Origin of the sequence: Archangium lipolyticum, from assembly GCF_024623785.1 — a bacterium.
Lineage (GTDB): Bacteria > Myxococcota > Myxococcia > Myxococcales > Myxococcaceae > Archangium > Archangium lipolyticum.
In genome coordinates this window covers 38,693-55,212 of record NZ_JANKBZ010000002.1, presented here as the reverse complement: position 1 = coordinate 55,212, position 16,520 = coordinate 38,693, and the positions used below count along the sequence as shown (strand labels likewise).

Annotated in this window: 12 protein-coding genes; 7 read left to right on the top strand and 5 right to left on the bottom strand. The window is 70.0% G+C overall.

Annotated elements, in window-relative coordinates; translation table 11 throughout:
* The first annotated feature begins 53 nt into the window (after positions 1 to 53).
* Positions 54 to 773, top strand: a complete 720-nt coding sequence (locus NR810_RS03890) for a sterol desaturase family protein (protein ID WP_257447928.1) — start codon at positions 54 to 56, stop codon at positions 771 to 773.
* Between the two features lie 215 nt (positions 774 to 988).
* Entirely contained in the window at positions 989 to 5,974 is a 4,986-nt protein-coding gene (locus tag NR810_RS52000; RefSeq protein ID WP_306817875.1) for a protein kinase domain-containing protein, read from the top strand.
* On the opposite strand, the gene NR810_RS03865 is transcribed toward NR810_RS52000, so the two are convergent.
* A complete protein-coding gene (locus NR810_RS03865) occupies positions 5,971 to 6,912 on the bottom strand; it encodes a class I SAM-dependent methyltransferase (RefSeq protein WP_257447926.1) in 942 nt (313 codons plus the stop codon). The genes NR810_RS52000 and NR810_RS03865 overlap by 4 nt on opposite strands.
* Before the next feature lie 274 nt (positions 6,913 to 7,186).
* Here NR810_RS03865 and NR810_RS03860 point away from each other — a divergent pair, with 274 nt between their 5' ends.
* Complete coding sequence (locus NR810_RS03860; protein ID WP_257447924.1) at positions 7,187 to 8,317, top strand: LysM peptidoglycan-binding domain-containing protein; 1,131 nt, start codon at positions 7,187 to 7,189, stop codon at positions 8,315 to 8,317.
* Here the strand turns inward: NR810_RS03860 and NR810_RS03855 are convergent.
* Positions 8,284 to 8,829, bottom strand: a complete 546-nt coding sequence (locus NR810_RS03855; RefSeq protein WP_257447922.1) for a GspE/PulE/PilB domain-containing protein — start codon at positions 8,827 to 8,829, stop codon at positions 8,284 to 8,286. The two genes, NR810_RS03860 and NR810_RS03855, sit on opposite strands and share 34 nt — an antisense overlap.
* Before the next feature lie 331 nt (positions 8,830 to 9,160).
* Between NR810_RS03855 and NR810_RS03850 the strand changes: the two genes are divergently transcribed.
* Entirely contained in the window at positions 9,161 to 11,098 is a 1,938-nt protein-coding gene (locus NR810_RS03850) for a S9 family peptidase (protein WP_257447920.1), read from the top strand.
* 49 nt (positions 11,099 to 11,147) lie between these two features.
* On the opposite strand, the gene NR810_RS03845 is transcribed toward NR810_RS03850, so the two are convergent.
* From NR810_RS03845 to NR810_RS03835, 3 genes are all read right to left on the bottom strand, one after another.
* Positions 11,148 to 11,774: a hypothetical protein gene (locus tag NR810_RS03845; protein WP_257447917.1), complete on the bottom strand. Its 627-nt coding sequence runs from the start codon at positions 11,772 to 11,774 to the stop codon at positions 11,148 to 11,150.
* 28 nt (positions 11,775 to 11,802) lie between these two features.
* A complete protein-coding gene (locus NR810_RS03840) occupies positions 11,803 to 12,210 on the bottom strand; it encodes a hypothetical protein (protein ID WP_257447915.1) in 408 nt (135 codons plus the stop codon).
* A 174-nt stretch (positions 12,211 to 12,384) separates the two neighbouring features.
* Positions 12,385 to 12,711 carry a hypothetical protein gene (locus NR810_RS03835; protein WP_257447912.1) on the bottom strand — a complete coding sequence of 109 codons (327 nt, stop codon included), beginning with the start codon at positions 12,709 to 12,711 and terminating at the stop codon, positions 12,385 to 12,387.
* 180 nt (positions 12,712 to 12,891) lie between these two features.
* Here NR810_RS03835 and NR810_RS03830 point away from each other — a divergent pair, with 180 nt between their 5' ends.
* From NR810_RS03830 to serA, 3 genes are all read left to right on the top strand, one after another.
* Positions 12,892 to 13,269: a SpoIIAA family protein gene (locus NR810_RS03830; RefSeq protein WP_257447910.1), complete on the top strand. Its 378-nt coding sequence runs from the start codon at positions 12,892 to 12,894 to the stop codon at positions 13,267 to 13,269.
* Between the two features lie 150 nt (positions 13,270 to 13,419).
* Positions 13,420 to 15,117, top strand: a complete 1,698-nt coding sequence (locus NR810_RS03825) for a trypsin-like serine peptidase (RefSeq protein ID WP_257447908.1) — start codon at positions 13,420 to 13,422, stop codon at positions 15,115 to 15,117.
* Positions 15,118 to 15,233: 116 nt separating this feature from the next.
* A complete protein-coding gene (gene serA / locus NR810_RS03820; protein WP_257447905.1) occupies positions 15,234 to 16,484 on the top strand; it encodes a phosphoglycerate dehydrogenase in 1,251 nt (416 codons plus the stop codon).
* The last annotated feature ends 36 nt before the right edge of the window (positions 16,485 to 16,520 follow it).

The window sequence follows — 16,520 nt, the reverse complement described above, 5'->3', positions numbered from 1 at the left end:
GAAGCGGTGGGCCCGTCACGCGTACACCTCGCATCACTCGAAGGGGGGTCCCCATGCTTCCGCTGCTCCTCGGTATCGCCGCCATCTGTTTCGTCATCGAGCACCTCTTCCGCGGCTGGCGGCTGCCGCGCGTACGCTCCTGGCATCTGCGTGTCGTGGTCATCAACCTGGTGCAGGTGGGCGTCGTGGTGCTCGCCGGCTTCACCTGGGAGCGCTGGCTGTCGGCGCGCTCGCTCTTCCACCTGTCGCGCCACCTGTCTCCGCTGTCCGGTGGCGTGCTCGCCTACGTCATCGCCACCTTCGTCTTCTATTGGTGGCACCGGCTCCGGCACGAGAGCGACATCCTCTGGCGCCTCTTCCATCAGATCCACCACAGCCCGCAGCGCCTGGAGGTCATCACCAGCTTCTACAAGCACCCGCTGGAGATGGTGGCCAACTCCATCATCGGCGGCCTGCTCGTCTACACCGTGCTGGGGCTGAGCCCCGCGGCCGGCGCCGTCTACACGGCCTGCACCGCGCTGGGCGAGTTCTTCTACCACACCAACGTGCGCACGCCCCGCTGGGTGGGCTTCATCTTCCAGCGCCCGGAGATGCACCGCATCCACCACGAATACGGCAAGCACCGGAACAACTACGGGGACATCGTCTGGTGGGACATGCTCTTCGGTACCTACGACAACCCGCCCACGTGGGATGCCTCCTGTGGTTTCGATGACGCCCGCGAGCAGCGGTTGACCGACATGCTCGCCTTCCGGGACGTCCACCAGAAGTGATGCCCGCCCGCCTGCCCACTAGAGAACGGCACGAGCGCCCGAAGCCGTGCCGGAGGGGATGCGCGGGCGGAGAGCGCTGTCCATTTGATGCACCCTACCCTCTGGTGCACGGAGCGGCGTCGCACCCCTTGGCACCGCCCACCACGGTCCCAAGCTTGTCGATGACGCGCCGACCCCACCACCGTCGGTGGTGTGACCAGAGGGGGAGGGCATTGATGGCGGAGGGCTACGAACAGGCTGGACCCTCTCTGGAAGGGGCGCATCCCGGCAGGCGACTGGGCAATCGCTTTGAATTGACCCAGCGCATCAAGCAGGGCCGTGGCATCACCACGTGGCTCGGGGTGGATCTGCATACGGGGGCCCGGCTCGTCATCAAGACGACACCGGCCGCCTCCCTCGTGCCCCTCTCCCGGCAGAGATTGGAACACGAGGCCCAGGTGCTGCGCACACTGCACAGCCCGTACCTGGTGCCCGTGCTTCACTTCGGGACGGGGGGAGACCTCCTCTTCCTCGTCACGCCCTTCGTGGCCGGAGTGTCACTCCAGGAACGGCTCGCCAGCGGAACCCTGTCCGTGCCGGAGGCGCTCACCGTGGGCCAGTGTGTGCTGGCCGCGCTCGCCGAGGCGCACTCGCACGGCATCATCCACCGCGACGTCAAGCCCTCCAACATCATCGTCGAGGGCCGCCCCACCCTCACCCGCGCCACCCTGGTGGACTTCGGACTGGCGCGCAGTGAACGGTTGGATCCGTCCCTGCGCGACCTGCCGGTGGGCACCGCGCGCTACCTCTCGCCCGAGCAGGCCGGACTGCTCAACCGTCCGGTGGAGACCACTTCGGACCTGTACGCGCTGGGCGCCGTCCTCTTCGAGGCGCTCGCCGGCCATCCGGCCTTCGACGGCACCTCCGTGGGAGAGGTGCTGCGGCAGCACCTCACCCCGCGGCCCCGGCTGCGCGGCGTCGGCATCGAGGTACCCCGGGCCCTGGAGGAGGTCGTCGCGCGTCTGTTGCAGACGGATCCGCAGGACCGCTACCAGTCGGCCGAGTCCGCGCGCGAGGACCTGCAGGCCATCGAGAAGGCCCTGTCACGGGGCGAGCAGGACCCGGAGCTGGTGGCGGGCGCGCACGACATGCGCCACAGCCTCACCGAGCCCTCCTTCGTGGGCCGTCACGAGGAGCTGGCGCTGCTGGAGCGCGAGCTGGAGCGCACCCGCGTCGAGCCGGGACGGCTGCTGGTCGTGGAGGCCGAGAGCGGAGGTGGCAAGAGCCGGCTGCTGGAGGAGTTCGCCACGCGCGCCCGCCAGCACCGGACCTGGGTGCTGCAGGGCCAGGCGCTCGCCCAGTCCGCGCAGCGGCCCTTCCAGCTCTTCGCGGACGTGGCCGGAGGCATCGCCGCGGCGGCCCGGGAACGGCCCGCCCTGGCGGAGCTGCTGCGCGAGCGGCTGGTGGAGCAGGCCTCGGTGATCTGCACCGTGCTGCCCCAGTTGCAGCCGGTGTTGCGCCCCGCCCAGCAGCAGGGCCTGGGCCCCGAGTCCCTGGGCGAGAGCCGCGGCATCCTCGCCCTCACCACGCTGTTGGGCGCGCTGGGCACCGAGACGGAGCCCGTCGTGGTGCTGCTCGATGACTGCCAGTGGGCCGACGAGCTGACGCTCCGGGCGCTGGAGAACTGGCAGCAGGCACACCGCGACGCGGTGGGGCACGTGATGATCGTCGTGTCCTTCCGCACCGAGGAGGTGGGGCCGGGGCACGTGCTGCGCCGGCTCAACCCGGACGCCCATCTGCGGCTGGCGACCTTTGGCACGACCGAGGTGGCCCGGATGCTGGAGTCCATGGCCGGCAACCTGCCGCGCGAGGCCACCGAGCTGGTGGGGCGCCTGTCCGAGGGCAACCCCTTCATGGCCTCGGCGGTGCTGCACGGGCTGGTGGAGGATGGCGCGCTGGTACCGGGCCCGCGGGGCTGGCAGGTGGAGCCGGAGGCCATGGCCCACGTGCGCTCCTCGCGACAGGCCGCCTCCTTCCTGGTGCGCCGCCTCAAGCTGCTGCCGCCGGAGGCGCTGCGCCTGCTGTCGGTGGGCGCGGTGCTGGGCAAGAACTTCGATCTGGAGCGGGTGGCCTCCCTGTCGGCCACGCCGCGCGAGCAGGTGGCCACCGCGCTGGTGGAGCCCCGGCGGCGGCACATGCTCTGGGAGGGGGCGGGCGGCCGCTACACCTTCGTCCACGACAAGCTGCGCGAGGCCCTGCTGGGGCTGCTGCGGCCCGAGCAGCGCCGGGAGCTGCACCGGCTGGCGGCCCGCTCCATCGCGGCCAATCCCCCGGTGGACCCCTTCGAGCTGGCCTACCACTTCGACGCGGCGGGCGAGCATGCCCAGGCCTTGCCGCACGCCCTGGTGGCCGCCGAGCGGGCCCGGGAGCAGTTCGCCCTGGAGACCTCCGAGCTCAACTACCGCATGGCCGAGCGCGGCGCGGCCCATGCCGATGCCGGGACGCGCTTCCGCGTCTCCGCCGGCCTGGGCGACGTCCTCATGCTGCGGGGACGCTATGACGCGGCCCAGCAGCAGCTCCAGCTGGCCCAGACGCTGGCGCGCGACCGGCTGGAGCAGGCGCGCATCTGGTCCAAGCTGGGCGAGCTGGCGTTCAAGCGCAACAACATGGAGGAGACCATCGCCGCCCTGAAGCAAGGGCTGTGGCTGCTCGGCCGGTGGGTTCCCCGCTCCTCCGTCATGTACGCGCTCGGGGCCCTGTGGGAGCTGGTGGTGCAGACGGGACACACGCTGATGCCCCGCCTGCTGCTGGCCCGCCACTCGCTCGAGCACAGCGAGGAGGATCTCCTGGCCATCCATTTCTACAGCCGGATGACCTACAGCAGCTGGTACTTCGGCAGTCCGGTCGCGACCTTCTGGACGCACCTGCGCGAGGTGAACACGGCCGAGCGCTACCCGCCCACCGCCGAGCTGGCCCAGGCCTACTCGGAGCACGCGCCGATGCTCACGATGATTCCCTGGTTCCAGCGGGCGACCGCCTACGCGGAGAAGTCGCTCGCCATCCGCCGGGAGCTGGGGGACGTCTGGGGCCAGGGCCAGTCGCTCCACTTCTACGGGCTGGGCCTCTACGCCGCCGGCCGCTTCGAGGAGTCGCTCGAGAAGTGCCGCGAGGCGGTGCGGCTGCTGGAGCGCACGGGGGACCGGTGGGAGGTCAACAACGCCCACTACCAGTACGCCCTGGCCCTCTACCGGCTGGGCCGGTTGAAGGAGGCGCTGGAGTCCGCCCAACGGTTGCACGGAGCGGCGCTGGCCATCGACGACCAGTACGCGGTGCGGCTGTCGCTGGAGGTCTGGGCGAAGGCGTCCCTGGGGCGCATCCCGCGCAGCCTGCTGGAGGGCTCGCTGGCCAACCCCGGCCAGGACACGCAGACGCATGCCAACACCCTGCTGGCCGAGGCGCTGCGCCTGCTGCGCGAGGGAGACACGCCAGGCGCGGTGGTGCTGCTGGAGAAGGCGGACGGGCTGGTGGAGCACGCCCACCTGCGGCACGAGTACGTGGCGACCATCGTCCCCTGGTTGCTGACGGCGCTGCGCATCCAGGCCGAGGGAGCCTCGCCCCTCGCGCCGAGCGTGCGCGCGGCGGCGATGAAGCGGGCCGAGAAGGTGGCTCGCCGGGCGCACAAGCTGGCGCGCTCCTACCGCAACAACCTCGCCCACGTGCTGCGCGAGCGGGGACTGCTGGCCGCCATGGCCGGCCACCCGCGCCGCGCCCGCCGCTGGCTGGAGCAGAGCCTGGAGGTGGCCGGGGAGCTGAAGATGCGCCACGAGCACGCCCAGACGCTCCATGCGCTCGGACTGGTGGGGACGGAGTTGGGCTGGCCGGGTGCGGCCTCCCAGCTGGAGACGGCCACGCGCGAGTTGCAGGCGATGGAGCAGGACCTGGGCACCGAGCTCAGTGAGACCCAGGCGCAGCCGGAGAGCCCGGGCACCCTGTCGCTGGTGGATCGTTTCCCGCGCGTGCTGGAGGCGGGCCGGCTCATCGCCTCGGCCCTCACCCGCGAAGCCGTGTTCGATGCCGTGCGCCACTCCATGATGGAGCTGCTGCGCGCGGAGCACTGCGTCGTCTTCGAGCCGGAGATGCTGCTGCCCGAGGACGAGCTGGCGTCGGCGGGCGTGGGCCGCACCGCCATCGCCCGGGCCCTGGAGACGGGGCGCCCGACGGTGATGGGCCAGGGCATGCCCGGCGGGGTGAGCGAGAGCATGGAGCTGTTGGGTGTGCGCTCGCTGCTGTGCGCTCCCATCCAGGTGCGCGGCAAGACGGTGGCGTGCGTGTGCGTCAGCCACCGGCAGGTGGGCGAGCTCTTCGGCGAGGACGAGGAGCGGCTGGCCTCCTTCGTCTGCATCCTCGCCGGCACCGCGCTGGAGAACGCCGAGGGCTTCGAGCGCATGGCCGCCCTCTCCGAGGAGCGGGGCCGGCTCTACCGCGAGGAGCAGGAGGCGGTGCGGCGCCGCGACGACTTCCTCTCCATCGCCGCGCACGAGCTGAAGACGCCCCTCACCTCCTTGCAGCTCCACATCCAGGGTCTCATGTCGCAGGTGCGCCAGGGTCTGGAGCGGCTGCCCCCGGAGCGGCTGGGCGCCAAGCTGGAGTCGGCCAACCTTCAGACCCAGCGCCTGGGCAAGCTGGTGAACGAGCTGCTGGACATCTCGCGCATCGCCCAGGGTCAGCTGCTGGGCAAGCTCGAGGACGTGGACCTGGTGCAGGTGGTGCGGGGTGTGGTGGAGCGCTCGCGCGAGGCGCTGGCACGCGCCGAGTGCGAGCCGCGGCTCCACCTGCCTCCCTCCCTGGTGGGCCACTGGGACGCCATGCGTCTGGAGCAGGTGGTGGTCAACCTGCTCACCAACGCGTCGAAGTACGGCGCCGGCCGGCCCATCGAGGTCACCGTGGAGGGCGACGCCACCCAGGCGCGGTTGCGGGTGCGCGACGAGGGCATCGGCATCGCGCCGGAGGACGCCGCGCGCATCTTCGAGCGCTTCGAGCGCGCCGTGTCCGTGCGCCACTACGGGGGCTTCGGCATCGGGCTGTGGATCGTCCGGGAGATCGTCCAGGCGCTCGGGGGCACCATCGAGGTGGACAGCGCCCCCGGACAGGGCGCCACCTTCACCGTCACCCTGCCGCGCCGGGGCCCCGAGGAGCCGCGAGGCGGGAACGGCCCGCACTAGCGGCGGGTGAGCACCATGTAGATGACGTTCTGCACGCTGTCGCGGAACATCTCCACGTCGGCGAGCTGCGCCGGGTCGATCTCCGAGGCGAAGGCCCGCACCTGGTTCTCATCGCGGTAGATGAGGCTCCAGTCCATGAAGGCCTCCAGGAACCCGGCGTCCGGGGTGCGGACGGCGAAGTTGGCCACCAGCAGGCGCCCACCGGGGCGCAGCATCCCGAAGAGGAGGCGGGTGAGGCGCGCGGCCACGGACTCGGAGAGGTAGTCGTAGAGACCCGCCGAGTAGACGAAGTCCATGTCCGGGAACGAGGCCTTGCCCAGCAGGATGGAGCGAACCGAGCCCCGCACGGGCTGCACGAGCTTGCCCGGGTGCTGCCGCTCCACCACCTCCAGGCTCAACGGGTCCTGATCGAACGCGATGAGCTGGCCGATGCGGCCCTCGGCCACGGCGCGGGAGTGCTCGGCCTCGCGCAGGTGCCCGCAGGCGACGGAGAGGACGCGGGGCTTGTGTACCCGCTCGGCGACGGCGTCGAGCTCCTGGGCCAGCAGCTCCCGCCGCTCGCGGACGCTCCGGGGGCCGGATTGCCGCCACAGGAAGTGGTAGATGTCCTTGCCCAGCTGCGTCGTCCCGCTCGACCGCAGCTCCTTATAAAGGTAGTCGATGAGCACCGCGTCCCCCGCGTAGCCCCGAGGCTTGTCGAAGCCATGCCGGGTGTAGGGACACTGGTGGATGAGCTCGCGCAGGGGGTGGGTCCGCACGATCTCCAGGCAGAAGCGGGTCCACTCCTCGCGGTCCCACTTGCGATGCAAGAGGGTCAGCCCGCGGAACAGGGACTCCAATGCCGCATGCAGCTGTCCGCCCTGGGCGATCCGCCAGTGGATGTCATCCAACCAACCGGCGGCCCGTTCCAGGGCATTGCTCCAATCCACCCACTCCATCACTGGGGCAGCCAGTGCGTTGCGGGAGAGTTTGGAATCGCTGGGAAGAGCGGCATCGCTCACGGCGGAAGTCGAGGAGGGAGGTCCTTCCATCGCCACCAAAACGACGAACCCTTCCACTCCCTTCCCCTGGAGAGAGCCAACGGAGCAGCGCTCGTCTGGTGAGCGGGGAGGAAGCCGGACAGGGGGGTTCTCGAAAATCGAGAGGAGGCACGCAACTCCCGGGGGCGTGCGTCCGACAATCCTTCCAGACGCCTACCTACACGGGGACACCATGGCCGTGCACACCATCCGTCAGGGCGACACGCTCAGCGCCCTGGCCCGGAAGTACAACACCTCGGTTGACGCACTGGCGAAGGCCAACAACATCCGGGACCCGAACCGCATCATGGCGGGTCAGCGGTTGGTCATCCCGGATGGATTCGACGCCCCCAACCGTCCGGGAGCGGCCGGCCCGGCCGGGTCCTCGGACCGTTTCGAGACGCGCGCCTACACGGTGCGGGCAGGTGACACGCTCAGTGGGATCGCCGGTCGCTACGGCACCAGCGTGAGCGCCATCGCCCAGGCCAACGGCATCTCCAACCCCAACCTCATCTACGCCGGCCAGCGGCTCAACATCCCCGGCGCCTCGGCCCCCAGTGCTCCGGCCCCCACGTCGCGAAGCTACACCGTGCAACCGGGCGACACGCTGAGTGGGATCGCCGGTCGCTACGGTACCAGCGTGAGCGCCATCGCCCAGGCCAACGGCATCTCCAACCCCAACCTCATCTACGCCGGCCAGCGGCTCAACATCCCGGGCGGCTCGGCGCCCTCCACGCCGAGCGGTCCCGTGACCGGACCGGGGCCGGTGAGGGGCCCGAGCGAGCCGGGCACCGCGGGCGGAGTGAGCGTGCAGCAGCTGCGCGCCATCATGCCCAACCTCTCCGAGGCGCGCGCCAACGAGCTCCTGCCGCACCTCAACTCGGCCATGGCCGAGGCCGGCATCAACACCCCGCGCCGGCAAGCGGCGTTCCTCGCGCAGCTGGCGCACGAGAGCGGCCAGTTCCGCTACATGGAGGAGATCGCCTCCGGCGCCGCCTACGAGGGCCGCTCGGACCTGGGCAACACGCAGCCGGGCGATGGCGTGCGATTCAAGGGCCGCGGTCCCATCCAGCTCACCGGCCGCGCCAACTACCGCGCCGCGGGGCGGGCCCTGGGCATCGACCTGGAGAACAACCCGACGCGCGCCGCCGACCCCGATGTGGGCTTCCGCACCGCCGCCTGGTACTGGAACAACCGCAACCTCAACAGCTACGCGGACGCGGGCAACTTCGACGCCATCACCTACCGCGTGAACGGCGGCTACAACGGCAAGGCCAGCCGCGACGCCTACTACGCCCGCGCGCTCCAGGTGCTCGGCGGGTAGCTCCGCGCGTCCGCGTCCGACGCGTCCAGCTCCAGTGAGCGGGGACGCGTGTGGAGGACGCCGTTGCGGCGCAGCACGTGCTCGATGTCATCCGAGAGCGCCAGCACCGGGCGCACCGCGCACCCGGTGGCGAAGGCCATGTCGTCGAGCACGTACAGGTTGCCCGGCTCGCTGGTGGCCACGAAGACGGTGCCTCGCACCTCGTCCCGCCACTCGACACGCAGCGGACAGACGCGCAGCCGCGCGAGCACCCGCGCGGGCACGCAACGCATCAGCCCCGCGGGAACGCGCTCCAGACCCTCACGGCGGATGAAGGGCACCTGGAGTTGCTGCGCCAACGTGATGAGGAGCTGCTCCGGCGCGAGCAGTCCCAACCGCACCGCGGCCTCCCCCAACCTGCACCGCCACCGACCCTGACAAGCGAGCGCCTCCTCCACCTGCGCCGACGCCAACAGCCCGCTTGCAACCCATTGCTCGCCCAGCCGCATCCGCCGCACGCCCACGACGCCCACCCCCACCGCCACACGCCCCGACGAACCGCACGCGCTCGGGCGCCCCCCGAACCCACCCCACCGTCCACACCCGCCCGAGCGCTCCAACCCCGATCCCCACCACCCGCGCGCCCTCCATTGCGCCTCGCGTGCCAGTACGCACCTCATGGATTCCGAGGGGTTGGCCAGGCCTCGCGCCCCGGCCGTGCCGGAACGCTGGAAGATTTTCAGGGACCTGACGGTGGGAAATCAGCCTCGGTGGTGACTCGTACCGTGAAGGCAGCCGTGCCAACGTGCACCCGCCCAGGCGACTCCCCCCGCTCTGGACGGTTCCTCTTCACGTGGAGAATCCATGCAGCTCAGGACCACCCTCTTCCGAGTGCTGGCGGCGGCCACGCTCGTGCCCACCCTCGCGCTCGCCGCGCCCAAGGCCGAGGCTCCGGCCAGGAGCGTCTCGCGGCCCTCGAAGCAGTACACCGTGGAGCAGTTCATGGCGACGACGAAGCTCTCCGGGGCTTCCTTCTCGCCGGATGAGAAGCGCGTCCTCTTCTCCTCCAACCAGAGTGGCATCTTCAACGCGTACACCCTGCCGATCGCGGGCGGAAAGCCGAAGGCGCTCACGCAGTCGAAGACGGACTCCACCTACGCCGTCGCCTTCTTCCCCAGGGACGAGCGCATCCTCTTCACGCGAGACCAGGGCGGCAACGAGGCCAACCACCTCTACGTCCGCGCGCCGGACGGCAAGGAGCGCGACCTCACGCCCGGCCAGAAGCTGAAGGCCCAGTTCGTGGGCTGGAGCGGGGACGACTCCGCCTTCTACGTGCTCACCAACGAGCGCGACGCGCGCTTCTTCGACGTCTACCGCTACGACGCGAAGACGTACGCGCGCACGCTCGTGTACCAGAACGACACCGGCCTCTCCTTCTCGGCCGTGTCGCCCGATGGCAGGTGGCTCGCCTTCGACAAGACGCGCACCAGCTACGATACGGACCTCCACCTCTACGACGTGGAGAAGAAGGAGCTGAAGCACATCACCCCGCACCAGGGGGACGTGTTCTTCGACGCCAGCACGTTCGATCCAGGTTCCACCGCCCTCTACTTCCTCACGGACCAGGGATCCGAGTTCAAGCGGGTCGCCCGCTACGAGCTGGCCACCGGCAAGGTGGAGGACGTGGAGCGCGCCGACTGGGACGTGATGTACACCGCGTTCTCGCGCAAGGGCGGCTACCGCGTCACCGCCATCAACGAGGATGGCCGCACCGTCATCCGCGTGCACGACGTCAAGGCGGGCAAGCCCCTGGCGCTGCCCCAGCTGCCCGCGGGTGACATCACCTCCGTCACCATCTCGGACAGCGAGAAGCGGATGGCCTTCTACCACAATGGAGACCGCTCCCCGTCCAACCTGTACGTCTATGACTTCGGCACGAAGAAGGTCACCCGCCTCACCGACTCGCTGAGCCGGGAGCTCGACGCGGAGGACCTCGTCGAGGCCCAGGTGGTGCGCTTCAAGTCCTTCGACGGGGTGGAGATTCCCAACATCCTCTTCAAGCCCCACCAGGCCACGCCGGAAGCCAAGGCGCCCGCCATCGTCTGGGTGCACGGCGGCCCCGGTGGCCAGACGCGCAAGGGCTACTCGCCCGTCATCCAGTACCTCGTCAACCACGGCTACGTGGTGCTGGGCATCAACAACCGCGGCAGCTCCGGCTACGGGAAGACCTTCTTCACCGCGGATGACCAGAAGCATGGCCGCGAGCCGCTCCAGGACTGCCTCGAGGCCCGGAAGTACCTGGCCAGCCTGCCCTACGTGGACGCCGAGCGCATCGGCATCGCCGGCGGCAGCTATGGCGGCTACATGGTGCTGGCCGCGCTCGCCTTCCACCCGGACGCCTTCAAGGTGGGCATCGACATCTTCGGTGTCTCCAACTGGCTGCGCACGCTCGAGAGCATCCCGCCCTGGTGGGAGGCGCAGCGCGAGTCCCTCTACAAGGAGATTGGAGACCCGGTGAAGCAGGCGCAGATGCTGCGCGACGTCTCGCCCCTCTTCCACGCGGAGAAGATCTCCAAGCCGCTGCTCGTGCTCCAGGGCGCCAACGACCCGCGCGTCATCAAGCCCGAGTCGGATGAGATCGTCGAGGCGGTGAAGAAGAACGGCGTGCCCGTGGAGTACGTCATCTTCCCGGACGAGGGCCACGGCTTCACCAAGAAGAAGAACGAGGTGGAGGCCTACTCGCGCATGCGCGGCTTCCTGGACTCGCACCTGAAGGCCGCCAGGCCGTCCGCGGTGAACTGAGCGCCTCGCGCCCCGCCCGCCGGTGCCGGAGGGCCGGCGGGCTCCGCCCTCACCACGTCATGCCGAGGTTGAGCGTGCCGGAGTAGCGGCCGCCCCTGCTGATGGAGAGCTCCGACAAGTTGCCCGCGTCGGGAGCGGGCGTCCCAGCGGCGAACCGCTGATCGAAGAGCACGTTGTAGCTGAGGCGTGCGTCGGCGGTGAGGACCCCGAGGGACGTGCGAACCCCCGCCCCCACCGGGACGTTGCCCACGATGTCGTCCCCCAGCGCGGGCACGGCCCCGCGGACGTTGTAGCTGCTGAAGCCCAGGCCGCCCATCACGTAGGGCTGGACCCGCGAGGAGAGCAGCCCCACGGAGGCCGCCGCGTAGGCCCCGTTGCGCACCAGGTCCGCGCCGCGCCTGCCCGCCACCCGCGTGTCGAGCTCGTTCACCGCGCCCGAGTAGCCCACCTCCAGGCCCACCTCCAGACCGAGGAGCGGCTCCGGCCGCACCCCCACCGACACCCCGTAGGTGACACCGGGGTCGACCAGGGGGGCCAGCATCTGGGTGTAGCCCTCCACGCCACTGCCCACCATCACGGACCAGTCGTGCAGGTTGGACAGGAGCGACGTCTGCGCCGAGGCGCTCCCCGCCACGAGAGTGAGAACCAACACCGACGCCGCCCGCCTCCCCTTCATCGACCCTCCCCTCCCGGACGGGCCAGGACTACTGCTGGCCCTGAAGCTCGGCCTTCGCCTTCACCTCGCCGGCCTTCTCGCCGGTGAGCACCTCGACCTTGTACGTCTTCTCGGGGCCCGTGGCCGGCTCGAAGCTGACACGCACCGGCGTGCCCTCGGAAATGTCGTCGAGGCTCACCAGCCGCCCCTCGCGCTCCATCTTCGTGTCCGGGGTGAGCGCGAACCACGCGGGGGGCGCGGACGGGTCGTCCACGGACTTCACGGCGATCAGGTTGCCGTCCTTGTCCACGTTCGTCACCACGCCCTCTTGCTTCTGCGAGAGCCCCGGCACCGCGGACTCGACGTCGCGCGCCGCTTCCTTCGTCCCCGCGCATCCCGCGCCGCCCAGCACCACGCCCAGCATCACCACTCCCAGGACCTTCGTTCCCGTCTTCATGTCCGACCCTCCAGGGCCCGACCTCGAGCAGGCACGGGCCCTGCTCCAGTCCTCAGCGAAGCTAGGAACCCCGGGAGACGTGCGCCAAGAAGGGCCACGCCCCGAGGCCTGGCCGCCCGGTCCCCAGAGGGTGGGACAGGCGGGCTTCCAGGCCCCGGAGCGGACCGGTCACATCTACGCCCGGAGCGGATTCACGCTCCGGGGACAATGCCAATAGGTGTACTCGCACACCTCCGTGGAGGCATCGCACGGCACCTTCATCTCGGTGATGAGCTCACACGGGTGCACCGGCACACCGGGCTCCCGGCCCGCCGGCACCTGCGCGGGCGGCAGGACCACGGCCCCACCACCCCCGGCGGGACGCTCCACCCGCCGCGACGTCCCACCCCGAGGCTCCTCCTCGCGCTTGGGCGAAGAAGGCTCCCACGGAGTGCACGCCACCGGCAGCAGGGCTGGCGCCGTCCCCAGCACCGCACCCAGCACATACAACTTCGTGTTCATGAAACCCCCTTGCCGGGCTGCGACCACCCCGACGCTCCTGGCGTCCGGGCTCCGGTCCAGCCGGCAGGGACGGTACGTAGCAACGAGGTCTGACAGGTGTTTTCGACTCGGGCCCCTCTGGCGTTAGAGTGCGCGCCACGCGCGGCCCCACCCCGCGCGCCCGGGAGCACCGAGCAACACATGCCCTTCCAGATCTCCGTCTACGAGGCAGACCGCATCATCGACGTCGTCTACCCACCGCAGCCCAGCGCGGAGGATGTCACGGACTACCTCAAGCGCATCCGCGAGACGATCATCCGCATGGGCGGCCCGTGGAGCGCGCTGGTGGACCAGGGAAAGCTGCGGGTGATGCCGCCGGAGATGGTGGCCACCATGGCCAGCCTCAACGCCTTCGCGCAGCTGCACGGCATGAAGCGCTCGGCGCGCGTGGTCAGTGATGCCGCCTCCGGGCTCCAGGCCTGGCGCATGACGAAGAAGGCCATGCTCACCATCCCCACGCGCACCTTCGAGACGCGCGAGGCCGCCCTGGCCTGGCTGCGCAATCCCGACGACGAGTAGGACCCGCTCCACTTCGGGTCGTTCTCGTCTTCACGCTCCGTCTGAACCGGCGCTTCCCACGCCCCGCCTGGGGCATCATGCCCGGGTCGGCCTCTTCCGGGCTGACGGCCTTTCCCGCATTCCGAGAAGGCAAGACAGGAGCGAATCCCCATGCAACATCGCAGGTTCGTGCCGCCGTTGCGTCCTCTCGCAGGCGGGCTGGCGTGCGCCCTCACGCTCGTCTGGGGCTGCGGCCCGTCGGAGAAGCCGGGCGCGGATGCGTTCGGTACCCGGGAAGAGGCCGTCGTCTACGGAACGGATGACCGGCAGGACGTCTACGCACACCCGGACGCCACGCTGCGCACGCGCGCGCAGCAGTCCACGGTGGCGCTGATGAAGGCCACGGATTTCGACGCGACCAACCCGGACAACGTCACCTTCAAGGGCGAGAACCTGGGCAGCCTCTACGACCTGTGCCCCACCGAGCGCTTCCTGGCGGATCCGACGGCGGCCTCCTGCTCCGGCACGCTCATCGACGATGACCTGGTGCTCACCGCGGGCCACTGCGTCTACAACGCCGCGGAGTGTGCCGAGACGCGCCTCGTCTTCAACTACTACCGGCCCGAGGAAGGCACGCTGCGGACGGTCACCACCGAGGACATCTTCAAGTGCTCCTCCATCGTGGCGCGCCAGTTGGGGACGGTGGGCTCGCAGAACCTGGACTACGCCATCCTCAAGTTGGACCGGGCCGCCACGCCACGCTTCACGCCGGCGCCGGTGCGCACGAGCAACACCGCGCTGACCGGCGGGCAGAACGTGGCCGTCATCGGCAGCGGCAGCGGCATCCCGTTCAAGATCGACTCCGGCGGCGCGGTGCGCGACGCGCGCGCGAGCACGCTGGACTACTTCGTGGCCACCACCGACACCTTCGGCGGCAACTCGGGCTCGGGCGTGTACGAGACGAGCACCTACACGGTGGCGGGCATCCTCGTGCGAGGGGCGACCGACTACGTCTACAAGGACAGCTGCTACGAGGTGAACGTGTGCGGCGAGACGGGCTGCCGGGGCGAGGACATCACCTATGTCTACCCCGCCCTGCGCGATTACTGCGCGGTGTCCGAGAACCCCAGCACGCGGCTGTGCGCCGACCTCCCGCCCCCACCGCCCCCACCGCCCCCACCGCCCCCGCCGGCCAACTCGTACCCCTACAGCGCGAGCGACACCAACAGCGCCCAGCAGAACACGGTGGACAAGGCGCTCCCGCTCGCCGCGGGTGACGTGGTGGAGGTGGGCACCTGCGGCCTGGAGGGCGCCTCGGGCAATGGCGACACCTACCTGCGCTTCAACAACCGGTCGGGCATCGAGGTTGCCGCCAACGACGACGCGAGCTCGTGCGGCGCTGGCGTCCGCTCCTCCTACTTCAAGTACACCGTGCCGTCGGCCGACACCTTCACCCTCCGCGCCGGTTGCTTCTCCAGCGGGAGCTGCGGCGGCACCGTGGTGTGGAAGGTGACGCCGTCCAGCGGCACGGGCGGTAGCGGCACCAGCGGCTCGTTCAGCTTCAGCGCCAGCAACACCAACAGCGCCCAGCAGAACACCGTCAACAAGGACGTGACGCTCGCGGCCGGCCAGGTCATCAAGCTGGGCACCTGCACGGTGCCGGATGCCTCCGGCACGGGCGACACCTACCTGCGGCTGTACAACAGCCCAACGGGCACGACGGCCGTGGCCTTCAACGACGACGCCTGCAACCAGCTCTCCTACCTCACCTACACGGTGCCGGCGGGCGCGGGCGGCACGTATCAGATCCGCGCCGGTTGCTTCTCCAGCAACAGTTGCAGCGGAACGGTGGCCTACACCGTCCAGTAGCACACCCGTCTGACGGAGCAGGCGGTCCGGGCCGCTCGCCCTCGTGGCGGGCGGTCCTCGTGTTCCCACAGCCGACGCTTGACAGGCCGGGGGGCGGGATCTAACGCGAGGGGCATATGAGCACGCCCAAGTTCCCGTCGCCTTCCACACCGGTCTCCATCGATGGTCCCCTGAAGGTCCTGTTGCTCGAGAACATCCACCCGTCCGCCGAGGAGATGCTCAAGGCGGAGGGCTTCTCGGTGGAGCGGCTCAAGGGAGCGCTCAAGCCGGACGAGCTGGAGCAACGCATCCAGGGCGTCCACCTGCTGGGCATCCGCAGCAAGACGAACGTGTGGGAGCCGGCCCTGGCCAAGGCGCCCCACCTGCTGGCGGTGGGGGCCTTCTGCATCGGCACCAACCAGGTGGACCTGAAGGCGGCCAACACGCACGGCGTGCCCGTCTTCAACGCCCCCTTCAGCAACACGCGCAGCGTGGCGGAGCTGGTGATCGCGGAGATCATCATGCTCACCCGCCAGCTCGGAGACCGGAGCCGGGAGGTGCACGCGGGCCAGTGGCGCAAGGTGGCCACGGGCAGCCACGAGGTGCGCGGCAAGACGCTGGGCATCATCGGGTACGGGCACATCGGCTCGCAGCTGGGCGTGCTGGCCGAGTCCATGGGCATGCGCGTCATCTTCTACGACGTGATGACGAAGCTGCCGCTGGGCAACTCGCGCCCCACGACCTCGCTGAACGAGCTGCTGGAGACGGCGGACTTCGTGACGCTGCACGTGCCGGCCACGCCGTCCACCGAGTGGATGATTGGGGAGCGCGAGCTGGCGAAGATGCGCCAGGGCAGCTACCTCATCAACGCGAGCCGGGGCACGGTGGTGGACATCGGCGCGCTGGCGAAGGCGCTCAAGTCGGGCCACCTGGCGGGCGCCGCGGTGGACGTGTACCCCGAGGAGCCGGAGACCAACAGCGACGGCTTCGTCTCCGAGCTGCAGGGGCTGCCCAACGTCATCCTCACCCCGCACATCGGCGGCTCGACGGAGGAGGCGCAGGCGTCCATCGGCAAGGAGGTGGCCACCTCGCTCATCAAGTTCGTGAGGAACGGGGCGACGACGGGGGCGGTGAACTTCCCGCAGGTGGAGACGCCGCTGATTCCGAACACGCACCGCATCCTCAACGTGCACCGCAACACGCCGGGCGTGCTGCGCGACATCAACAAGATCGTCTCGGATCTCAACGCCAACATCCACGCCCAGGTGCTCAGCACGGACGCCAACATCGGCTACCTGGTGATGGACCTGGACCAGGACGTGGCCAACCCGGTGTGCCAGGCGATCGCCGGCCTGCAGACGGACATCAAGACGCGCATCGTGTCCTGACGCGAGTCCCGGCCCGTGTAAGCCCCCTCTCCCTCT